Genomic DNA, 15,408 nt, shown 5'->3' on the forward strand with positions numbered 1-15,408 from the left:
TGATTGTACGTACCTTGGGTCATCGCCAGAACACGGCGCGTGTTGTGTTGTCACCCCGACCAGGTGCGAGAGGCCGGATCCGCTTTTCGGATCCGGCCCCTTTCCCGTTGCGGCGGCTACGGGATGTTGTACATGGGGTTCGGCAGCTTGAAGCCGCGGTCGTCGTAGCCGCCGGCGTAGTCGCTGACCTGGTCGCCGATGGCCTCGATGAAGTCGTAGCCCATCGTGTGTTCCAGGTATTCGCGGGTGGCCGACTTGAACGGGGTCGCGGTGCACTGTGTCCCGCAGGGGAGGTACGGCGGGGGGTCCTGCCTGGGGCGCAGGTAGAGGCCGTCGATCGGGAAGCCCAGGGCGGTGAGCTGGTTGCGGGTGACCGTGGTGAGGTTGTCGTGGCGGCCGGTGATGAAGACGACCTTCACGCCGTGTGCGTGGGCCCACTGGGCCAGCTCCAGCGTGGGCTGGATGACCGGGTAGGTGTTGTCGGCGTTGGCCTGTGCGTCCGCCGCTGAGGCGTCGGCGCCGCCGCCGAAGTCGTAGTCGGCGTTGACCGGGTAGGTGGAGATCGAGGTGTCGTCGATGTCCAGCATGATCGCTGGGGTGCGCGGGGCGTGATGGGCCAGGCGTTCTGCGAGGTAGGCCTTGGCCTGGCCGATCTGGGTGGCCACGTCGGCGGCCCACTGGCTGTGGGGGCCGATGTGGTGGTGGCCCGCGGCGTCCGCGGAGCCGTTGTAGTAGGTGTTGATCTGGGCTTTGAGTTGGTCGAGGTTGCGCGGTTCGGCGCCGACTCGCTTGTAGTCCGGTGGGGCGGCGGTGGTCGCGGCGGCCACGCCGGCGCCGGCCAGGGCTGTGGCCAGGGCGAGGGCGGCGGCGGTCGTGGCCAGGGTGGGGCGGGCCGTTCGCAGGGCCGACAGCGGGGCCGGCAGCAGGCGGGTTCGCATGGGGCCGGTCACTTCCCGATGGTCTGCTGGATCCAGCTCTGGTACGCGGTGATGTCCGCGTAGTCCTTGACCGTGTCGGAGCCTCTGCTGTCGGTGCCGACGATGGCGCCGTCGTAGAACGCCGGGCCGCCGGAGTCGCCCTTCGCCGAGATGCCCGAGCCCTTCGTCAGCTGCAGGACGTGCGCGTTGGCGTCGTCGGAGGCGCTGTTGTCCTTCACGACCATGGTGCAGGTCTTCAGCTGGTTGGAGGGCGTGCCGCTGCTGTCCACCTCGCCGTATCCGTAGGCCTGGACCGAGGCCTTGTCGGCCGGCCGGTCCGAGGGCGAGCCGATCTTCGCGTAGGTCGTGGTGTAGGGCTTGGTGAGGTGGAGCAGCAGGATGTCCTCGCCGTTCCCCTTGATCTGCTTGTCGGTGGAGATCTGCGTTCCCTGACCCTTCGTCACGCTGCCCAGCAGGACGTAGTCGTCGCTGGCCGCGCAGTGCCCTGCGGTCAGGACCCACTGGGCCGCGATGAGGGCGCCGGAGCAGTGGCTGCTGCCGCCGTTGAACCGGATCTGCGCCGCCCAGGGCGCGCTGGAGATGTTGCTGACCGTCGATCCGCCGATGATCAGGGGGCTGGCAGCCTGCGCCGCGCCGCCGGCCATGAGGATTCCCGCGGCTGTGAGACCGCCGATCAACGCGACGCGCCGTCGGTTCGACATTGTGTTCCTCCGCATTCGTGAATGGATGGACCGAGCGGGGAGGAACGTACTTCTGGGCCGAGTGGGGGCGTAAGGCCTGGTGAGCGGGCCTGGAGGGGTGCCTGAACAGGGGCGGGTAAGGCCGCTGGTCGAGGTTGGCGCGGCAAGCCATTGACTGGTCATAAAGTTGGCGAACTTATCGGTCGGTGTGGCCTCGTCGCCGGTGGCGGTCAGCGAGCCGATGAGACGGCACTGGGAAGTATGAAGACCACGCCGGTCCGCGTTTTGGGCCCGTCGCGGCGGCCAGGTCCGCTCGACCACCCAGCGTCCCGGGTGCTCGTCCGCGTTCGAGCCGAACGGCGCCGGGGTCGGGCATCCAGGCCCTCGGCGCGGGCAGTTCTTCATCCTGGTCCGCGTTTTCGCGGAGGAATCGGTCAAACCATTTCAAACATTCGTCGGCGAAATCCATCGCGGGGCCGGGGTTCGCCTGGTGCGGATATGGATGGGCCCGGGGGCCGACCGTGAGGACCGCCGCCTTGATTGTCCGAGGGATCCTCGATCACCGAGCCGTGCAGAGCATCGTCGAGCCCCATGGCAGGGCCTCGGAGGCGACCAGCGATCCGCCGAGGTGGTGCAACGTCGTCGGCGTAGCGGTCGTCGGTGGAGCAGACGATCACAATGCATTTCAGTTCCGGCGCAGTCAGGGCGGCGACCTGCAAGCCATTGAAGCCGTCCCAGGACTCTGCCTCGCTTGTCGACGCGCACGGCCGCGCAGGACGAGCAGGACTCGGGCGGGAACCGCACGAGACCCTTCCCCAGTGCGATGACCGTGCTGGAGCCAAAGTCGGTGACGACAAGTAGTTCCGGTTCATCCTGCCGTGCCTGGCCGTGATGATCGTCATGATCTGCGGTTTCCTGTCGGCCGGGGCGGCTCTGGGATGGCCACCCCAATGGGTTAACGCCCGTCGCTCGGGTAGCGTACGGTCCATGCTCGATCTCTTGCATGGCACAGAAGGTGCCTCGCGCTTCGACCTGGCGGCTCTGCCCTGGTGGCGGATCTGCCGTGTCGACGCCGTGGCCCCCGGGCAGGGCGCGGTCCAGTCGTTCCTCGACGAGTTGTCCAAGGCGTTCGCCGACCAGGGGCACGAGGTCGGGCGGCCGGCGTCGGTCTCCGGGGCCGGCAAGCGGGCCGAGCTGGACGTGCTGCTCGTCCACATACCCGTCCCGGCCGGGCCCGGTACGTTGCTGGACCGGGTCGCCGAGCAGTATCCGCCGTTGATGGTGAGCCTGCGGCGCACCGGCGACGTGCGCGGGGGCGTGCGGAACCTGGTCGGGGTGTTCGAGGTCGACGAGCCGCTGGCCGGGGCCAAGCACCTGGAGGTGGTGCAGCTGGCCCGGGTGCTGATGGCCCGGGTCGGGGCGCCCAAGACGCTCTTCGTGTATCCGGACCCCGAGACCGGCGAGATCCTCGAGGCCACGCTGTGCACCATGGAGGGCGGCCACCCCTCGGTCACCACTGACATAGTGCGCGACATCCGTGACCGGCTGGTCGCCGTGGCCTGCGCCACCGAGGTCAACGACCGGCTGGACCGGATACCGGACTCGGTGCAGACCTCCGCTTTCGAGACCGCCCGGTCCCCGCAGGTGCTTGTCACCGCCGGCCGCCGCATGGGCCGCCTGGGCCTGCTGCCCCCGCCGCACCGGGTCTCGGACTACGTCTCGGTGACCATGGCCTCCGCCTACCAGCGCTACCTCGGCATCAAGGGGTTCAGCGAGGGCATGATGTTCGTCTACGACCCGGACCTGCAGGCGCTGGTGGTCACCGCGTCCGGCAGCTTCGAGGTCGACAAGCGGGACCTGCGGCCCGAGGACGTGGTGGTCGTGGACCACCAGCTGGACGGCGGGCGGCTGCGGCTGCTCGAGGTCGCCGGCAGCGGGCAGAAGGGCCCCTCGGTGGAGGCCTGGGAAGTCGTCTCGCTGATGGCGGCGGCTCCGAAGATCAAGGTGAGCAAGGACGCTAGCGGTATCTGGCGCCCGGACCCGGATGGCACCGTCGAGGTGCCCGCGGTGCGCGGTGGACTCCACGCGCACGTCGGTGTTGACGAAGCCGACGAGACGCTGATCGAGAGCATCCCGCCGGACCGCGCCGCCTACCCCTACGGCTTCGGCTGCGGCACCGACCTGATGGTGGACGTCGCCGCGGCCACCGTGCGGCGCTCGCAGGCCATCAACGACGCCGCCGACTCCCGCTCCTACGTGCGCTGGCCGATGCTGTACCACGGCGAGATGGCCGTGGAGCTGTGGACGCCCGACGTCCCCGACGAGCCGCTGACCGGCCTGCTGGACCTGTTCGACCCGGCCGGCCGTGCCGCGATCGCCTTCCGTACCGACAACGTGGACCAGCCGGTGTGACCATGAAGCAGACATATGCCAGAGCCCTGGTGACCGGGGCCTCGTCCGGGTTCGGCGAGCAGTTCGCGCGGCAGCTGTCCGCGCGCGGGACGGCGTTGGTGCTGGTGGCGCGCCGCGGCGACCGGCTGGAGAAGCTGGCCGCCGAACTGGGCACCGAGATCGAGATCCTGCCCGCCGACCTGACCGACCCGGCCGGGCTGGCCGTGGTCGAGGACCGCCTTCGCGATGCGGCCAAGCCGGTCGACCTGCTGGTGAACAACGCCGGCGTGGGCACCACCGGCGAGTTCGCCAAGCTGTCGGCGCAGGGCGAGACCGGCAAGGTCGCGCTGAACGTCATGGCGCTGATGCGGCTGTGCCACGCCGCGCTGCCGCGGATGACCGAGGCCCGGCACGGCGGCATCCTCAACGTCTCCTCGCTGTCCAGCGCGACGCCCGCGCCGCGGGCCGCGACCTACGGCGCCACCAAGGCGTTCGTCACCTCGCTGAGCGAGAGCCTGAACCGCGAGTCCCGCAGGGCCGGCGTGCATGTCACGGCCCTGCTTCCGGGCCCGTCGGCGACCGAGCTCACCGACGCCGGGTTCGTGAACCTGCTGCCGCGCGTGTTCTGGCAGTCGCCGGAGGCGATCGTGGCGCGCGGGCTCGCGGCGGTGGCCTCGGGCAAGCCGGTGTGCATCCCGAGCCGGGTGCTGTCGGTCGCGACGGTCACGGGGTCCCGGATGCCCCGGTCCTTTCAATACCTGGTGGGAGAACGCCTGTTCGGGTCCAAGTGATGCCGAACAGCGCGTAGACCTTCGTGATGAGTCCGGTGCCGCCGGAGTAGTGCTGAGGTTTGCCGCCCTGCGGGGTGATGGTGACCCCCTCGCATCCGACGGGGTCGGCGGTGACGGACGCCAGGCCCGGCAGCGTGATCAGGACCCGGGTGCCGTCGTCCATCGGGCAGTTGACGACCCCCGGCGTCTCCGGCGGCAGGGCGTTGAGCAGATCGACGATCTGGTGGACGACCAGCGGGGCGGTGGCCGTGACCGTGCGCGTCTCGCGGGCGGGCAGGGCGCTGTGGGCGCTCTGGGCCGACGGTGCGGTGGTCACCACGGACACCGACGGCGTGTCGTAGCCGAGCTCGCTGGCGGGGGACCGCGTCGGGGTCCAGCCGACGGAGGCGTCGATCCGGATGACGGTGCGGCCGTCCGGTCCGCTCGCCGGCGTCACGGTCAGTGAGCTCTGCGGGGTCGGATACGAGAAGACCACGAAGCTCGGCGTGTTGGAACCGCTGCCCGATCCCGCCGGGGACGAGCCGGCCGGCCGGTCCGCCTGGACCCACGCCAGCACCTCGGCCGGGGACTGCGAGGTGGAGTACCAGGCGATCGAGGTGGCCCGGTCCTGGTCGGCCGACCAACTCGGCGGCCCTTGCAGACCCGATGGCACCGGATCCGGCCGCACCGTGGCCTTGCTCGACCCCGGCGGCGCCTGGAACGTGGTGAGGATCCGGTCGGCCTCGCGCTGGGCCGCCACCTCGTGGGGATCACTCGCTGAGGACGATCCTGCCGCGACCGCCGATCCGGTGGAGCCCGGCCCCGAGCCGGAGGACGACGCGTACGCCCCGACCGCCGCGCCAGTGACGACGGCTGTCGCGGCCAGCGTCATGCCGATCCATCCCGGGGTCTTCCGCAGTGTCGATCGAGGGGTAGCCATAAAACTTCGACGGGGCGCGCAGCCTTTCGGTTGCACGCCCCGCCGAGTTTCGCGGTGTTCTTCACCCGGCCGGCCTATTGGCCGCCGATGAACCCTCCGATGAAGCCGCCGTTCGCGCCGCCGTCCTGGCCGCCGTTGGCCTGCCCGGGCGGGTTGTTCGGCGGGTTCGGGTTCGCCGGCGGCTGCGTCGGCGCGGGGATGTCGCCGGGCAGTTCGGGCACCGAGAAGCCGGGCGGCGAGGTGCCGGCCAGGGCGCCGTTGATCGCCTCGCCCCAGATCGGGGCGGCCAGACAGCCACCGCAGACCTTGTCGTAGTACTGGCCGTGGATCTTCACGTTCACCAGGCCCTTGTCGCCGGGCTTGGGCGAGACCACGCCGACCCAGACCGCGGCGGCCAGGTTCGGGGTGTAGCCGTCGAACCAGGTCATCAGGCGGCTGTCGTTGGTACCGGTCTTGCCGGCCGCCGGGCCCGAGAAGTAGTCGCGGACCTTCGAGCCGGTGCCCTTGTCCACCACGCCCTGGAGCATCCCGGTCAGCTGGTCGGTCAGCGAGGGGTCGATGGTCTGGTGGCAGTCGGGGGTGGCGACCGGGTACTGCTTGCCGGAGGTGTCGGTGATCGAGGCGATCGCCGTGGGCTTGCAGTACATGCCGCGCGCGGCGAAGGTCGCGTAGGCGTTGGCCATCGCGATCGGCGTCACCTGGTTGGTGCCCAGGGTGAACGAGCCGATCTGCTCCAGGCGCTTGCCGGCGCCCTCGTCGCTGTCGATGGTCAGGCCGGCCGCGGCGGCCAGGCGGGCCGGTTCGCACAGGCCCGTCTGCTCCTGCAGCTTGATGAAGTAGTTGTTGACCGAGTTCCACAGCGCGCTGGTCATGGTCTGCGGACCCTGTTCGGCCTGGGTCTCATCGGTCGGCTTCCACTTGGTGTCCTGGGTGAAGCCGGCCGGGGTGTCGCAGGTCGTGAACTTGGTCTGGCTCTCGTCGATCTGGTACGGCAGGTCCTGGACGTACTGCGGGGTCAGGCCCTTCTCCATCGCGGCCATCGCCACGAAGGACTTGAAGGTCGAGCCGGCCTGGTACCCGTTGCCGCCGCCGTGCTTGGGGTCGGCGGCCAGGTTCAGGTAGGTCTGGCCCTCCCCGGTGCCCATGTTCCGGCTCTGGGCCATGGCCTTGATCTGCCCGGTGCCGGGCTGGATCATCGCGATCGCCGCGCCCGGGATGTCGGTGGCCGAGACGTTGTCGTTGATCGCCTTCTCGGCGGCCGCCTCCGTCTTCGGGTCCATCGTGGTCTTTATGGTCAGGCCGCCGCGGTTGAAGAAGGCCGCGCGGTCGGCGCTGGTCTTGCCGTAGATCGGGTCGTTCAGGATCTCCTGCTCGATGTACTCGCAGAAGAAGGCCGAACTGCCCGGCGCGTAGATGCAGCCGGAGTGCTGCGGCTGCAGGTTCAGGCCCAGCGGCATCGCCTTGAATGCGGCGGCCTGCTGCGGGGTGATGTAGTGCACCGTCGGGTCGGCCATCCGGTCCAGCACGGTGTTGCGCCGGTCGGTGGCGGCCTGCGGGTGCTTGGCCGGGTCGTAGGCGACCGGGTTCTTCAGCATCCCGATCAGGGTCGCGGCCTGCGGGATGGTGAGCTGGCTGGCGTGCACCCCGAACCAGCGGTCGGCGGCGGTCTCGATGCCCGAGACGTTCTCGGCGAAGGGCACCAGGTTCAGGTAGCGCTCGAGGATCTCGGTCTTGGAGAACTTCTGCTCCACCGCGATCGCGTACTTCAGTTCCCGGACCTTGCGGGCCACCGAGTCGCCGGTGGCGTCGGCGTACGCGGCCTTGTTGTTGCCGGCCTGGAGCACCAGCACGTTCTTCACGTACTGCTGGGCGATCGAGGAGCCGCCCTGGTTGGAACCGCCCAGGTCGGAGACGAAGGCACGCATCGTGCCCTTGATGTCGATGCCGCCGTGCTCGAAGAACCGGGAGTCCTCGGTGGCCACCAGCGCCTGCCACACGTTCGGGCTGATGGCGCTGAAGGGCACGATCACCCGGTTGCCGAAGTCGCCCCAGACGTTCGCGATCACCGAGCCGTCGGAGGCCAGGATCTGCGAGCGCTGCGGCAGGTCCGGGGTCTTCAGGTCGTCCGGGATGTCCTCGAAGTGGTCCGAGGCGCTCTTGGCGGCCAGGCCCGCGGTGCCGACGAAGGGCAGTGCCATACCGGCCACCAGCACGCCGGCCAGCGCGCTGATCATCAACAGGCCGAACAGGGCGCGCAGGGGTCCGCTGCCGCGGAAGGGCCGGGGCGGGTGCGAAGCCATGGGGGACAGACTACGACGTCGACCTAGGCGCGGGCGGGCGGGTCGCGCGGCCGGGGCTTTCGTGCCCTGTCGGCACCGGCCGCGGCGGGTCGGGGCGGCACCTTCGCCGGCGCCCGGTTGGGGAGGCGTGCGGGGCCCCGGTGTATGAGAACAGCAGGGTGCGGCATCTGCGGCGATCTAGTCACAAAGGACCATAGGAATTGAGTACATCGGGGACTGTTGCGCCCTCGGGATCTTCCGTATTGTGCTGTTTGGCTGCCGAGATCGACCCTTCCACCAGGTCGGATGCGTTTCGGCCCGACCGACGGGCCGGTGCGCGACAGCGCGTCCGGGTCCGTGGACGCCTGTCGGTGAGGGGAAGGGCCGCTGTCGGCTCCGCCGTTGGGGGAGCTCGATCTTTGCGAGAGGACGGCACCGGCGATGAGCTGGGTAGAGGACTGGACCGTTGTGGCGGCGTGCCGCGGCATGGATCCGGATGAGCTGTTCGTGCAGGGAGCAGCTCAGAACCGGGCGAAGACCGTGTGCTCGGGGTGCCCGGTGCGCACCGAGTGCCTGGCCGACGCCCTGGACAACCGCGTCGAGTACGGCGTGTGGGGCGGGATGACCGAGCGCGAGCGGCGTGCGCTGCTGCGCCGGCGCCCCGAGGTGCGCTCCTGGCGGCAGTTCCTGGAGTCCGCCAAGGAGCACTACGAGCGCAACGGCGCCGAGCGCGGCGGGGGTGAGCTGCCCACCGAGGTCGACCCGCGGTTCGCCGCCGCGGCCCAGGCCGCCATCCCCCGCCAGCGCAGCGAGGCCGGCTCCTTCGGCCGGGCCTGACCGGCGCGGATCGGCGCCGGCCGGCGCCGACCGGTACATCGTCCGCATCGTCGAGGTGTGATCAAGCGGGTCCGTCAGGGCCCGCTGACGGTGCCCTTGCTCATCGTGCCCGAGGCGGTCCGGCCCGGGCGCGGGGAGCAAGGCTGTTCGGTCAGCATTGTCAGCATTGTCAGCACGGTCAGCACAGATCGCTCAGCGCCCAGTGCCTATTGGTCAGCGCTTATCGGTCTGTGCCCAGTGCTCAGGCACCGGCGTTGAGGTACTCCAACTGGGCGCGCACCGACATCTCGGCGGCGAACCGCACCGCCGGGTCCACGTCGGCGTACACCCTGGCCACCACGTCGGCGGCGCTCTCGTCGCCGGCGGCCAGCGCCGCGCGCACCTGTTCCAGCCGGGTCCGGCGGTGCTCGAGGTAGAACTCGATGACGCCGAGCGCGTCGGCCGGTACCGGTCCGTGGCCCGGCAGCACCGTGTCCACCTCGTGCGCGGCGGCTAGGTCGCGCAGCCGGCGCAGCGTGCCGAGGTAGTCCCCCAGCCGCCCGTCGGGATGGGCGACCACGGTGGTGCCCCGGCCCAGGATGGTGTCGCCGGTCAGGAGCGCACGGTCGTCGGGCAGAACGAAGCACATGCTGTCGCCGCTGTGCCCGGGCGTGGCGACCACGTCCAGCCGCAGTCCGTCCATGTCCACCACGTCGCCCTCGGCCAGCCCTTCCGAGCCGAGCCGGAAGCGCGGGTCCAGCGCGCGCACCGGTGCGCCGGTCAGCTCGGCCAGCCGCGGCGCGCCCTCGGAGTGGTCGAAGTGGCCGTGCGTGAGCAGGATCAGCCCGATCCGCAGCTCGCGCTCCTCGGCGGTGGCCCGGACCAGCCGCAGGTGGTCCTCGTCCAGCGGTCCGGGGTCGACGACCACCGCGCGGCGGGCCCCGGGTTCGGCGAGCAGCCAGGTGTTGGTGCCGTCCAGGGTCATCGGGTCGGCGTTCGGCGCCAGGATGAGCGTCGCGCGCTCGGTCCCGGCCTCGGGCCGGACACCCGGCTTCATCAGCTCGCTCATCCCCGCCGCGTCCTCACAGTTCCCATTCCAGGTGCCAGGACCCGTCGTCGTGGCGCCGGACCGTGGCCATGATCGGCTTCAGCGGCCGCTCGGCCGCGGCCCGCACCGCCTCGGCCGCGGTGGCGAAGCCGTGGACCTCGCGCAGGGTGGTGACGGTCGGCGGGAGCATCAGGGCCCGCCCGGCGATGTGGTCGTCAATAGCCGTCCCGGGCTGCATCCAGATGGTCGACTCGGTCTCCCCCGACACGTCGCGGGTCCGCTGGCCGGCCGGCAGCGCCGCGACGAAGAACGCGGTGTCGTACCGCCGGGGCTCGAACTCCGGGGTGATCCAGCGGGACCAGCCGCCGAGCAGGTCCGTACGCAGCACGAGGGACCTTTTTGTGAGGAAGCCCGCCAGTGATGTTTCCCGTGAAACCAGGGCCCGGCGGTCGGCCTCCCACTCCTCGTCGGTGGTGTCGGCGACCACGGAGTGCTCGTCGGGCCCGGCGAACAGCACGCCGGACTCCTCGAACGTCTCCCGCACCGCGGCGCACAGCAGCGCGCGGGCCTCGGCCTCGTCGCTGCCGAACCGCCGGGCCCACTCGGCCGCCGACGGCCCGACCCAGGCGATCTCGGCGTCGGCGTCGCGCGGGTCCACCCGGCCGCCGGGGAAGGCGTAGAAGCCGCCGGCGAAGGACATCGAGGCCGCGCGCTTGAGAAGGTAGACGTCCGGCGGGCCGTCCGGGCAGTCGCGCAGCAGCACGACCGTGGCGGCGTGCTTCGGCGGCACCGGGGTGAACTCGCCGCGCTCGTAGGCGGCGATCTGCTCCTCCCAGCCCTCCGGCACGTGCGCGCTGAGCCGGCTGCCGGCCGGGGCTATGTAGTCCCCGCCTTGCTGCGACATGCGTTCCCCTTCCAGTTCTGGTTCCCGCCGGACGGCGGGAACCAGATGGGTGAAGCTCAGCTCTCAGGTACGGCTCAGCTCTCAGGTACGGCTCAGACCTCGACGGTCAGCTCGACCTCGACCGGCGCGTCCAGCGGCAGCACGGCCACGCCGACCGCCGAGCGGGCGTGCCGGCCGGCCTCGCCGAACACCGCGCCGAGCAGCTCCGAGGCGCCGTTGATGACGCCGGGCTGCCCGGTGAAGTCCGGGGCGCTGGCCACGAAGCCGACCACCTTCACGACCCGCTTGACCTTGGCCAGGTCGCCGATCTCGGACTTCACCGCGGCCAGCGCGTTCAGCGCGCAGCGCTGCGCCAGGGCCTTGGCGTCCTCCGGGCTGACCTGGTCGCCGACCTTGCCGATCATCGGCAGCGCGCCGTCGACCATCGGCAGCTGGCCGGAGGTGAAGACGAGGTTGCCGCTGCGCAGCACCGGGATGTAGGCCGCGACCGGGGCCGCGACCTCGGGCAGCTTCAGGCCCAGCTCGGTCAGCTTCTCTTCGGGGTGGGTCGTCATGTCTTAGGACTCCGTCGTCTTCGGACGCTTCAGGTAGGCGACCAGCTGGTCCGGGTTCGGGCCCGGGACGACCTGGACGAGCTCCCAGCCGTCCTCGCCCCAGGTGTCGAGGATCTGCTTGGTGGCGTGCACCAGCAGCGGCACTGTCGCGTATTCCCACTTGGTCATAGGCCAACCTTAAGGGGCCGGGGGGCTCAGCCGTCGCCGGGCAGCTGGCCGGCCGAGTTCGTCATGACGCAGTAGATGTTCTGGTTGACGGTCCAGTTGGCCGGCAGGTTCTTGCCGTTCCAGAGGTTCTCGCTGGGGATGAGCGCGTAGTAGTCGTAGTGGCTGCCCGCGGGGTCCGCCCAGGGCCCGATCAGGCGGTCGGTCCAGCACAGCTGCTTGCCCAGGGCCGTCAATGCGGCGACGCCCGGGTAGGGGATCGGGCTGTTGCCGTCGGTGCCGTACTGGCTGTACGAGGAGTTGGTGACCGAGCTCACGTAGTAGAGCTCCAGATCATGAGCGCTCTTGCACTCCGCGTCCTGGTAGGTCGGGGTGCCGGGGATGAACGGCGGGCCGCTCATGCACGTCTGGCCACTGCCGATGGGCAGGCTGGGGAAGTCGGTCCCGGCGCCGCCGAGGGTGTAGACCTTCACGACGTCCGAGGCCGGGACGTCGGCCTTCTTCTGCGTCTTCTTGCCCGAACTCGATCCCGCGCCGTAGGCGGCGAATCCCGCGACAGCGGCCGCGACCAGCACCGTGGCCGCGAACGCCCCGGCGGCCTTGGCCCGGGACCGCTTCGGCGGGACCGGTGAAGCCGTTCCCGCGGGGCTGCCCGGATCCGGATCCTCGGGGGCGCCGAGCGTCGCGGTCGCCACTCCGGTCGGGAACATCAGCATCGTGCCCTGCGCGGTCATGGCTCGGCCCGGGTCGGCGATCACCGCGTCCAGCAGCGTCCGGACCTGCGAGGCGGTCAACCGGCCCGCGGGCGCGGAGGCCAGCATCCCGGACACCGCGGCCGCCAGCGGGCCCTGCGCGTTCGTCAGGTAGGGGACCTCGTTCAGGACCGCCCCGAAGGTCGCGGCGGTGGTGTCGCGCTCGAACGCGGCCTTGCCCTCGATCGCGAAGTACAGCACCGCCCCGAGCGACCACAGGTCCGAGGCCGGGCTCGCCTCGTGCCCGGAGAGCCGCTCGGGCGCCAGGTAGGCCGGGGAGCCGATGACCGCGCCGGTCTTGGTCAGGGTGGGGTCGTCGGCGGCCTGCGCGATGCCGAAGTCGGTGAGCTTGGCCCGGCCGGTGCCGCCGACCATGATGTTCGAGGGCTTCACGTCGCGGTGCACGATCCCGGCCTCGTGGGCGGCCTCCAGGGCCGAGAGGACCTGGCGCCCCACGTCGGCCACGGCGTGCGCGGACAGCGGACCGGTGCGGCGGACCAGCTGCGCCAGGGTCGGCGCCTCGACCAGCTCCATGACGATGAACACGGAGCCGTTGTCGTGGACCACGTCGAAGACGGTCACCACGGCCGGGTCGTTCAGCCGGCCGGCGGTGCGGGCCTCGCGCAGGATGCGCTGCTCGAACTCGGCCCGCTCGGCGACGGTGACGTCCTCGCCGAGCCGCATCTCCTTCACCGCGACCGCCCGGCCGATCACCCGGTCCTCGGCGCGCCACACGATCCCCATGCCGCCGCGGCCGAGCTCGGCGTGCAGGACATAACGTTCCGCGATCACGCGCTCGGTTCTCGGCGCCAAACGCTCGGTGTCGACATCGTCGCTCATCTATGGGCCCCCCTCGGCCAAGTTCCCTGATAAGCACCACGGGTACAACGCCTCATCACACTAGCGCCAGGGGTAGGCCGTCCCAGGAATGTTCGCCGCATGGTTAGGCTGGGGCCATGAGCCGACCCTGGCCGCCGGAGTGCCGCCTGCACATCGTGACCGGAAAAGGCGGCACCGGGAAGACGACGGCGGCCGCGGCGCTGGCCCTGGCCCTGGCCGAGGGCGGCGGCCGGGTGCTGCTGGTGGAGGTCGAGGGCCGGCAGGGGATCGCGCAGCTCTTCGACACCGCCCCGCTGCCCTACGAGGAGCGCAGCATCGCGATCGCTCCCGGCGGCGGCGAGGTGTTCGCCCTGGCCATCGATCCGGAGCAGGCGCTGCTCGAGTACCTGGACATGTTCTACAAGCTGGGCCGGGCCGGCAAGGCGCTGAAGAAGTTCGGCGCCATCGACTTCGCGACCACCGTGGCCCCCGGCATGCGCGACGTGCTGCTCACCGGCAAGGCCTGCGAGGCGGTCCGCCGCACCGCCGCCGACCGTCCGGGTGCCGCCTTCGCCTACGACGCCGTGGTGATGGACGCCCCGCCCACCGGCCGCATCACCCGGTTCCTGAACGTGAACACCGAGGTCGCGGGCCTTGCCCGGGTCGGCCCGGTGAAGAACCAGGCCGAGGCGGTCATGCGGGTCCTGACCTCGCCGCAGACCGCGGTCCACCTGACCACGGTGCTGGAGGACATGCCGGTCCAGGAGACGCTGGACGGCGTCGGGGACCTGCGGGCCGCCGGACTGCCGGTCGGCACGATCCTGGTCAACATGGTCCGCACCGCGCACCTGGCCGTCGGCAAGCGCGCGGTGGTCAGCGCGGCGGCCGAGAAGCGGGTCGCGACCCTGCTGCGGCCCTACGGCATCGACACCGCCGACACCCGCGCCCTGGCCGAGCTCGGCCGCGAGCACGCCGAGCGGCTGGCCCTGGAAGAGGTCCAGCGGCGCGCCCTGGACGGCGCGGGCCGGCCGGTGGTCGAGCTGCCGCTGCTCACCGACGGCATCGACCTGGGCGGACTCTACGAACTGGCCGCGGCCCTGACCGCCGCGGCCGAGACCGGGGAGGCGGTATGAGCGTGACCCCGAAGCATCTGGACGTCGACGGTCTGCTCACCGACCCGGCCACCTCCATCGTCGTGTGCTGCGGCTCCGGCGGCGTGGGCAAGACCACCACCGCCGCGGCGCTCGCCCTGCGGGCCGCCGAGCAGGGCCGCAAGGTCGTGGTCCTGACCATCGACCCGGCCCGCCGGCTGGCGCAGTCCCTGGGCCTGACCGAGCTGGACAACAGCCCGCGCGAGGTCGAGGGCGTCCAGGGCCCCGGCCGGCTGTTCGCGATGATGCTCGACATGCAGCGGACCTTCGACGAGATCGTCGAGAAGCACGCCGATCCGGACCGCGTCGACCAGATCCTTCAGAACCCCTTCTACCAGTCGCTGTCCGCGGGCTTCTCCGGCACGCAGGAGTACATGGCGATGGAGAAGCTGGGCCAGCTGCGCCGCACGGGCGACGAGACCGGCAGCTGGGACCTGATCATCGTCGACACCCCGCCGAGCCGCTCCGCCCTGGACTTCCTGGACGCCCCGAACCGGCTGGCCGGCTTCCTGGACGGCCGCCTGATCAAGGTCCTCATGGCCCCGGCCAAGGCCGGCGGGGGCTTCGCCATGAAGGTGCTGGCCTCCGGCTTCTCGATCGCCACGATGGCGCTGAACAAGCTGCTGGGCTCGGGCCTGCTGCACGACGTCCAGACCTTCGTCGGCTCCCTGGAATCGATGTTCGGCGGCTTCCGCCAGCGCGCCGAGGAGACGTACCGGCTGCTGCAGGCCGAGGGCACGGCGTTCCTGGTCGTGGCCGCGCCCGAACCGGACGCCCTGCGCGAGGCCGCCTACTTCACCGAGCGGCTGGCCGCCGAGAACATGCCGCTGGCCGGCCTGATCCTGAACCGGGTGCACCCGGTGGCGGTGCCGGAGCTGTCGGCGGAGAAGGCCCTGGCGGCGGCCGAGGAGCTGGACGCGGACTCCCCCGACCCGCGCCTGGCCGCGGGCCTGCTGCGGCTGCACGCCGAGCGGATGCGGCTCAGCGCGCGCGAGCGGCGGCTCGCGGACCGGTTCACGGCGTCGCAGCCGCATGTCGCGGTGGCGGAGATCCCGGCGCAGCCGGGGGACATCCACGACCTGGACGGGCTGCGGCTGGCCGGGGACCTGCTGGCCGGCGGCGCCTGACGCGAGCGGCGCGGGCCGACAGGATCAGAAAGCAGAAAAGCGGATCTGGCGCCGGGCAGCAAGGCGGATCTGGC

The 15,408-nt window shown here is 71.1% G+C and carries 14 protein-coding genes; 5 read left to right on the plus strand and 9 right to left on the minus strand.

Annotated features, from left to right (window positions below):
* Window positions 1-116 precede the first annotated feature (116 nt).
* Together ABIA35_RS03005 and ABIA35_RS03010 are read right to left on the minus strand one after the other, a co-directional pair.
* Window positions 117-950, minus strand: coding sequence for an HAD family acid phosphatase (locus ABIA35_RS03005; protein ID WP_370356449.1), 834 nt, complete (start codon window positions 948-950; stop codon window positions 117-119).
* Window positions 947-1,639: a trypsin-like serine protease gene (locus tag ABIA35_RS03010; protein WP_370356451.1), complete on the minus strand. Its 693-nt coding sequence runs from the start codon at window positions 1,637-1,639 to the stop codon at window positions 947-949. Before ABIA35_RS03010 ends, ABIA35_RS03005 begins: the two co-directional genes overlap by 4 nt.
* A 966-nt stretch (window positions 1,640-2,605) precedes the next feature.
* Between ABIA35_RS03010 and ABIA35_RS03015 the strand changes: the two genes are divergently transcribed.
* Together ABIA35_RS03015 and ABIA35_RS03020 are read left to right on the plus strand one after the other, a co-directional pair.
* The gene (locus ABIA35_RS03015; RefSeq protein ID WP_370356453.1) at window positions 2,606-4,030 is read left to right on the plus strand and encodes a hypothetical protein; all 1,425 of its coding nucleotides are present in this window, start codon (window positions 2,606-2,608) and stop codon (window positions 4,028-4,030) included.
* A gap of 2 nt (window positions 4,031-4,032) precedes the next feature.
* Window positions 4,033-4,800, plus strand: a complete 768-nt coding sequence (locus tag ABIA35_RS03020; protein ID WP_370341005.1) for an SDR family NAD(P)-dependent oxidoreductase — start codon at window positions 4,033-4,035, stop codon at window positions 4,798-4,800.
* Here ABIA35_RS03020 and ABIA35_RS03025 read toward each other — a convergent pair.
* Window positions 4,733-5,671 (minus strand): hypothetical protein, encoded by a 939-nt coding sequence (locus tag ABIA35_RS03025; RefSeq protein ID WP_370341006.1) that lies wholly within the window; start codon window positions 5,669-5,671, stop codon window positions 4,733-4,735. The two genes, ABIA35_RS03020 and ABIA35_RS03025, sit on opposite strands and share 68 nt — an antisense overlap.
* Window positions 5,672-5,793: 122 nt before the next feature.
* Window positions 5,794-8,019 (minus strand): transglycosylase domain-containing protein, encoded by a 2,226-nt coding sequence (locus ABIA35_RS03030; protein WP_370341007.1) that lies wholly within the window; start codon window positions 8,017-8,019, stop codon window positions 5,794-5,796.
* A gap of 420 nt (window positions 8,020-8,439) precedes the next feature.
* On the opposite strand from ABIA35_RS03030, the gene ABIA35_RS03035 reads away from it, so the two are divergent.
* A complete protein-coding gene (locus ABIA35_RS03035) occupies window positions 8,440-8,835 on the plus strand; it encodes a WhiB family transcriptional regulator (protein ID WP_370341008.1) in 396 nt (131 codons plus the stop codon).
* A 241-nt stretch (window positions 8,836-9,076) separates the two neighbouring features.
* On the opposite strand, the gene ABIA35_RS03040 is transcribed toward ABIA35_RS03035, so the two are convergent.
* From ABIA35_RS03040 to ABIA35_RS03060, 5 genes are all read right to left on the minus strand, one after another.
* Complete coding sequence (locus tag ABIA35_RS03040; RefSeq protein ID WP_370356455.1) at window positions 9,077-9,883, minus strand: MBL fold metallo-hydrolase; 807 nt, start codon at window positions 9,881-9,883, stop codon at window positions 9,077-9,079.
* Window positions 9,884-9,896: 13 nt separating this feature from the next.
* Window positions 9,897-10,766, minus strand: coding sequence for an NUDIX hydrolase (locus ABIA35_RS03045; protein ID WP_370356457.1), 870 nt, complete (start codon window positions 10,764-10,766; stop codon window positions 9,897-9,899).
* Window positions 10,767-10,858: 92 nt separating this feature from the next.
* Window positions 10,859-11,320: a RidA family protein gene (locus ABIA35_RS03050; RefSeq protein ID WP_370341011.1), complete on the minus strand. Its 462-nt coding sequence runs from the start codon at window positions 11,318-11,320 to the stop codon at window positions 10,859-10,861.
* Between the two features lie 3 nt (window positions 11,321-11,323).
* On the minus strand, window positions 11,324-11,488 hold the full coding sequence (locus ABIA35_RS03055; protein WP_194894760.1) for a DUF4177 domain-containing protein: 165 nt from the start codon (window positions 11,486-11,488) through the stop codon (window positions 11,324-11,326).
* A 26-nt stretch (window positions 11,489-11,514) separates the two neighbouring features.
* Window positions 11,515-13,077, minus strand: coding sequence for a serine/threonine-protein kinase (locus tag ABIA35_RS03060; RefSeq protein ID WP_370356459.1), 1,563 nt, complete (start codon window positions 13,075-13,077; stop codon window positions 11,515-11,517).
* Between the two features lie 116 nt (window positions 13,078-13,193).
* Between ABIA35_RS03060 and ABIA35_RS03065 the strand changes: the two genes are divergently transcribed.
* On the plus strand, window positions 13,194-14,189 hold the full coding sequence (locus ABIA35_RS03065; RefSeq protein WP_370341013.1) for an ArsA-related P-loop ATPase: 996 nt from the start codon (window positions 13,194-13,196) through the stop codon (window positions 14,187-14,189).
* The gene (locus ABIA35_RS03070; protein ID WP_370341014.1) at window positions 14,186-15,334 is read left to right on the plus strand and encodes an ArsA family ATPase; all 1,149 of its coding nucleotides are present in this window, start codon (window positions 14,186-14,188) and stop codon (window positions 15,332-15,334) included. Before ABIA35_RS03065 ends, ABIA35_RS03070 begins: the two co-directional genes overlap by 4 nt.
* Window positions 15,335-15,408 lie beyond the last annotated feature (74 nt).

This window comes from Catenulispora sp. MAP12-49 (assembly GCF_041262705.1).
GTDB lineage: Bacteria > Actinomycetota > Actinomycetes > Streptomycetales > Catenulisporaceae > Catenulispora.

What these genes read in the sequence shown, in the direction of transcription:
- ABIA35_RS03010 (WP_370356451.1), bottom strand. Translation starts at nt 1,639, where the DNA reads ATGTCGAACCGACGGCGCGTCGCGTTGATCGGCGGTCTCACAGCCGCG.
- ABIA35_RS03015 (WP_370356453.1), top strand. Translation starts at nt 2,606, where the DNA reads ATGCTCGATCTCTTGCATGGCACAGAAGGTGCCTCGCGCTTCGACCTG.
- ABIA35_RS03020 (WP_370341005.1), top strand. Translation starts at nt 4,033, where the DNA reads ATGAAGCAGACATATGCCAGAGCCCTGGTGACCGGGGCCTCGTCCGGG.
- ABIA35_RS03025 (WP_370341006.1), bottom strand. Translation starts at nt 5,671, where the DNA reads ATGACGCTGGCCGCGACAGCCGTCGTCACTGGCGCGGCGGTCGGGGCG.
- ABIA35_RS03030 (WP_370341007.1), bottom strand. Translation starts at nt 8,019, where the DNA reads ATGGCTTCGCACCCGCCCCGGCCCTTCCGCGGCAGCGGACCCCTGCGC.
- ABIA35_RS03035 (WP_370341008.1), top strand. Translation starts at nt 8,440, where the DNA reads ATGAGCTGGGTAGAGGACTGGACCGTTGTGGCGGCGTGCCGCGGCATG.
- ABIA35_RS03040 (WP_370356455.1), bottom strand. Translation starts at nt 9,883, where the DNA reads ATGAGCGAGCTGATGAAGCCGGGTGTCCGGCCCGAGGCCGGGACCGAG.
- ABIA35_RS03045 (WP_370356457.1), bottom strand. Translation starts at nt 10,766, where the DNA reads ATGTCGCAGCAAGGCGGGGACTACATAGCCCCGGCCGGCAGCCGGCTC.
- ABIA35_RS03050 (WP_370341011.1), bottom strand. Translation starts at nt 11,320, where the DNA reads ATGACGACCCACCCCGAAGAGAAGCTGACCGAGCTGGGCCTGAAGCTG.
- ABIA35_RS03055 (WP_194894760.1), bottom strand. Translation starts at nt 11,488, where the DNA reads ATGACCAAGTGGGAATACGCGACAGTGCCGCTGCTGGTGCACGCCACC.
- ABIA35_RS03060 (WP_370356459.1), bottom strand. Translation starts at nt 13,077, where the DNA reads ATGAGCGACGATGTCGACACCGAGCGTTTGGCGCCGAGAACCGAGCGC.
- ABIA35_RS03065 (WP_370341013.1), top strand. Translation starts at nt 13,194, where the DNA reads ATGAGCCGACCCTGGCCGCCGGAGTGCCGCCTGCACATCGTGACCGGA.
- ABIA35_RS03070 (WP_370341014.1), top strand. Translation starts at nt 14,186, where the DNA reads ATGAGCGTGACCCCGAAGCATCTGGACGTCGACGGTCTGCTCACCGAC.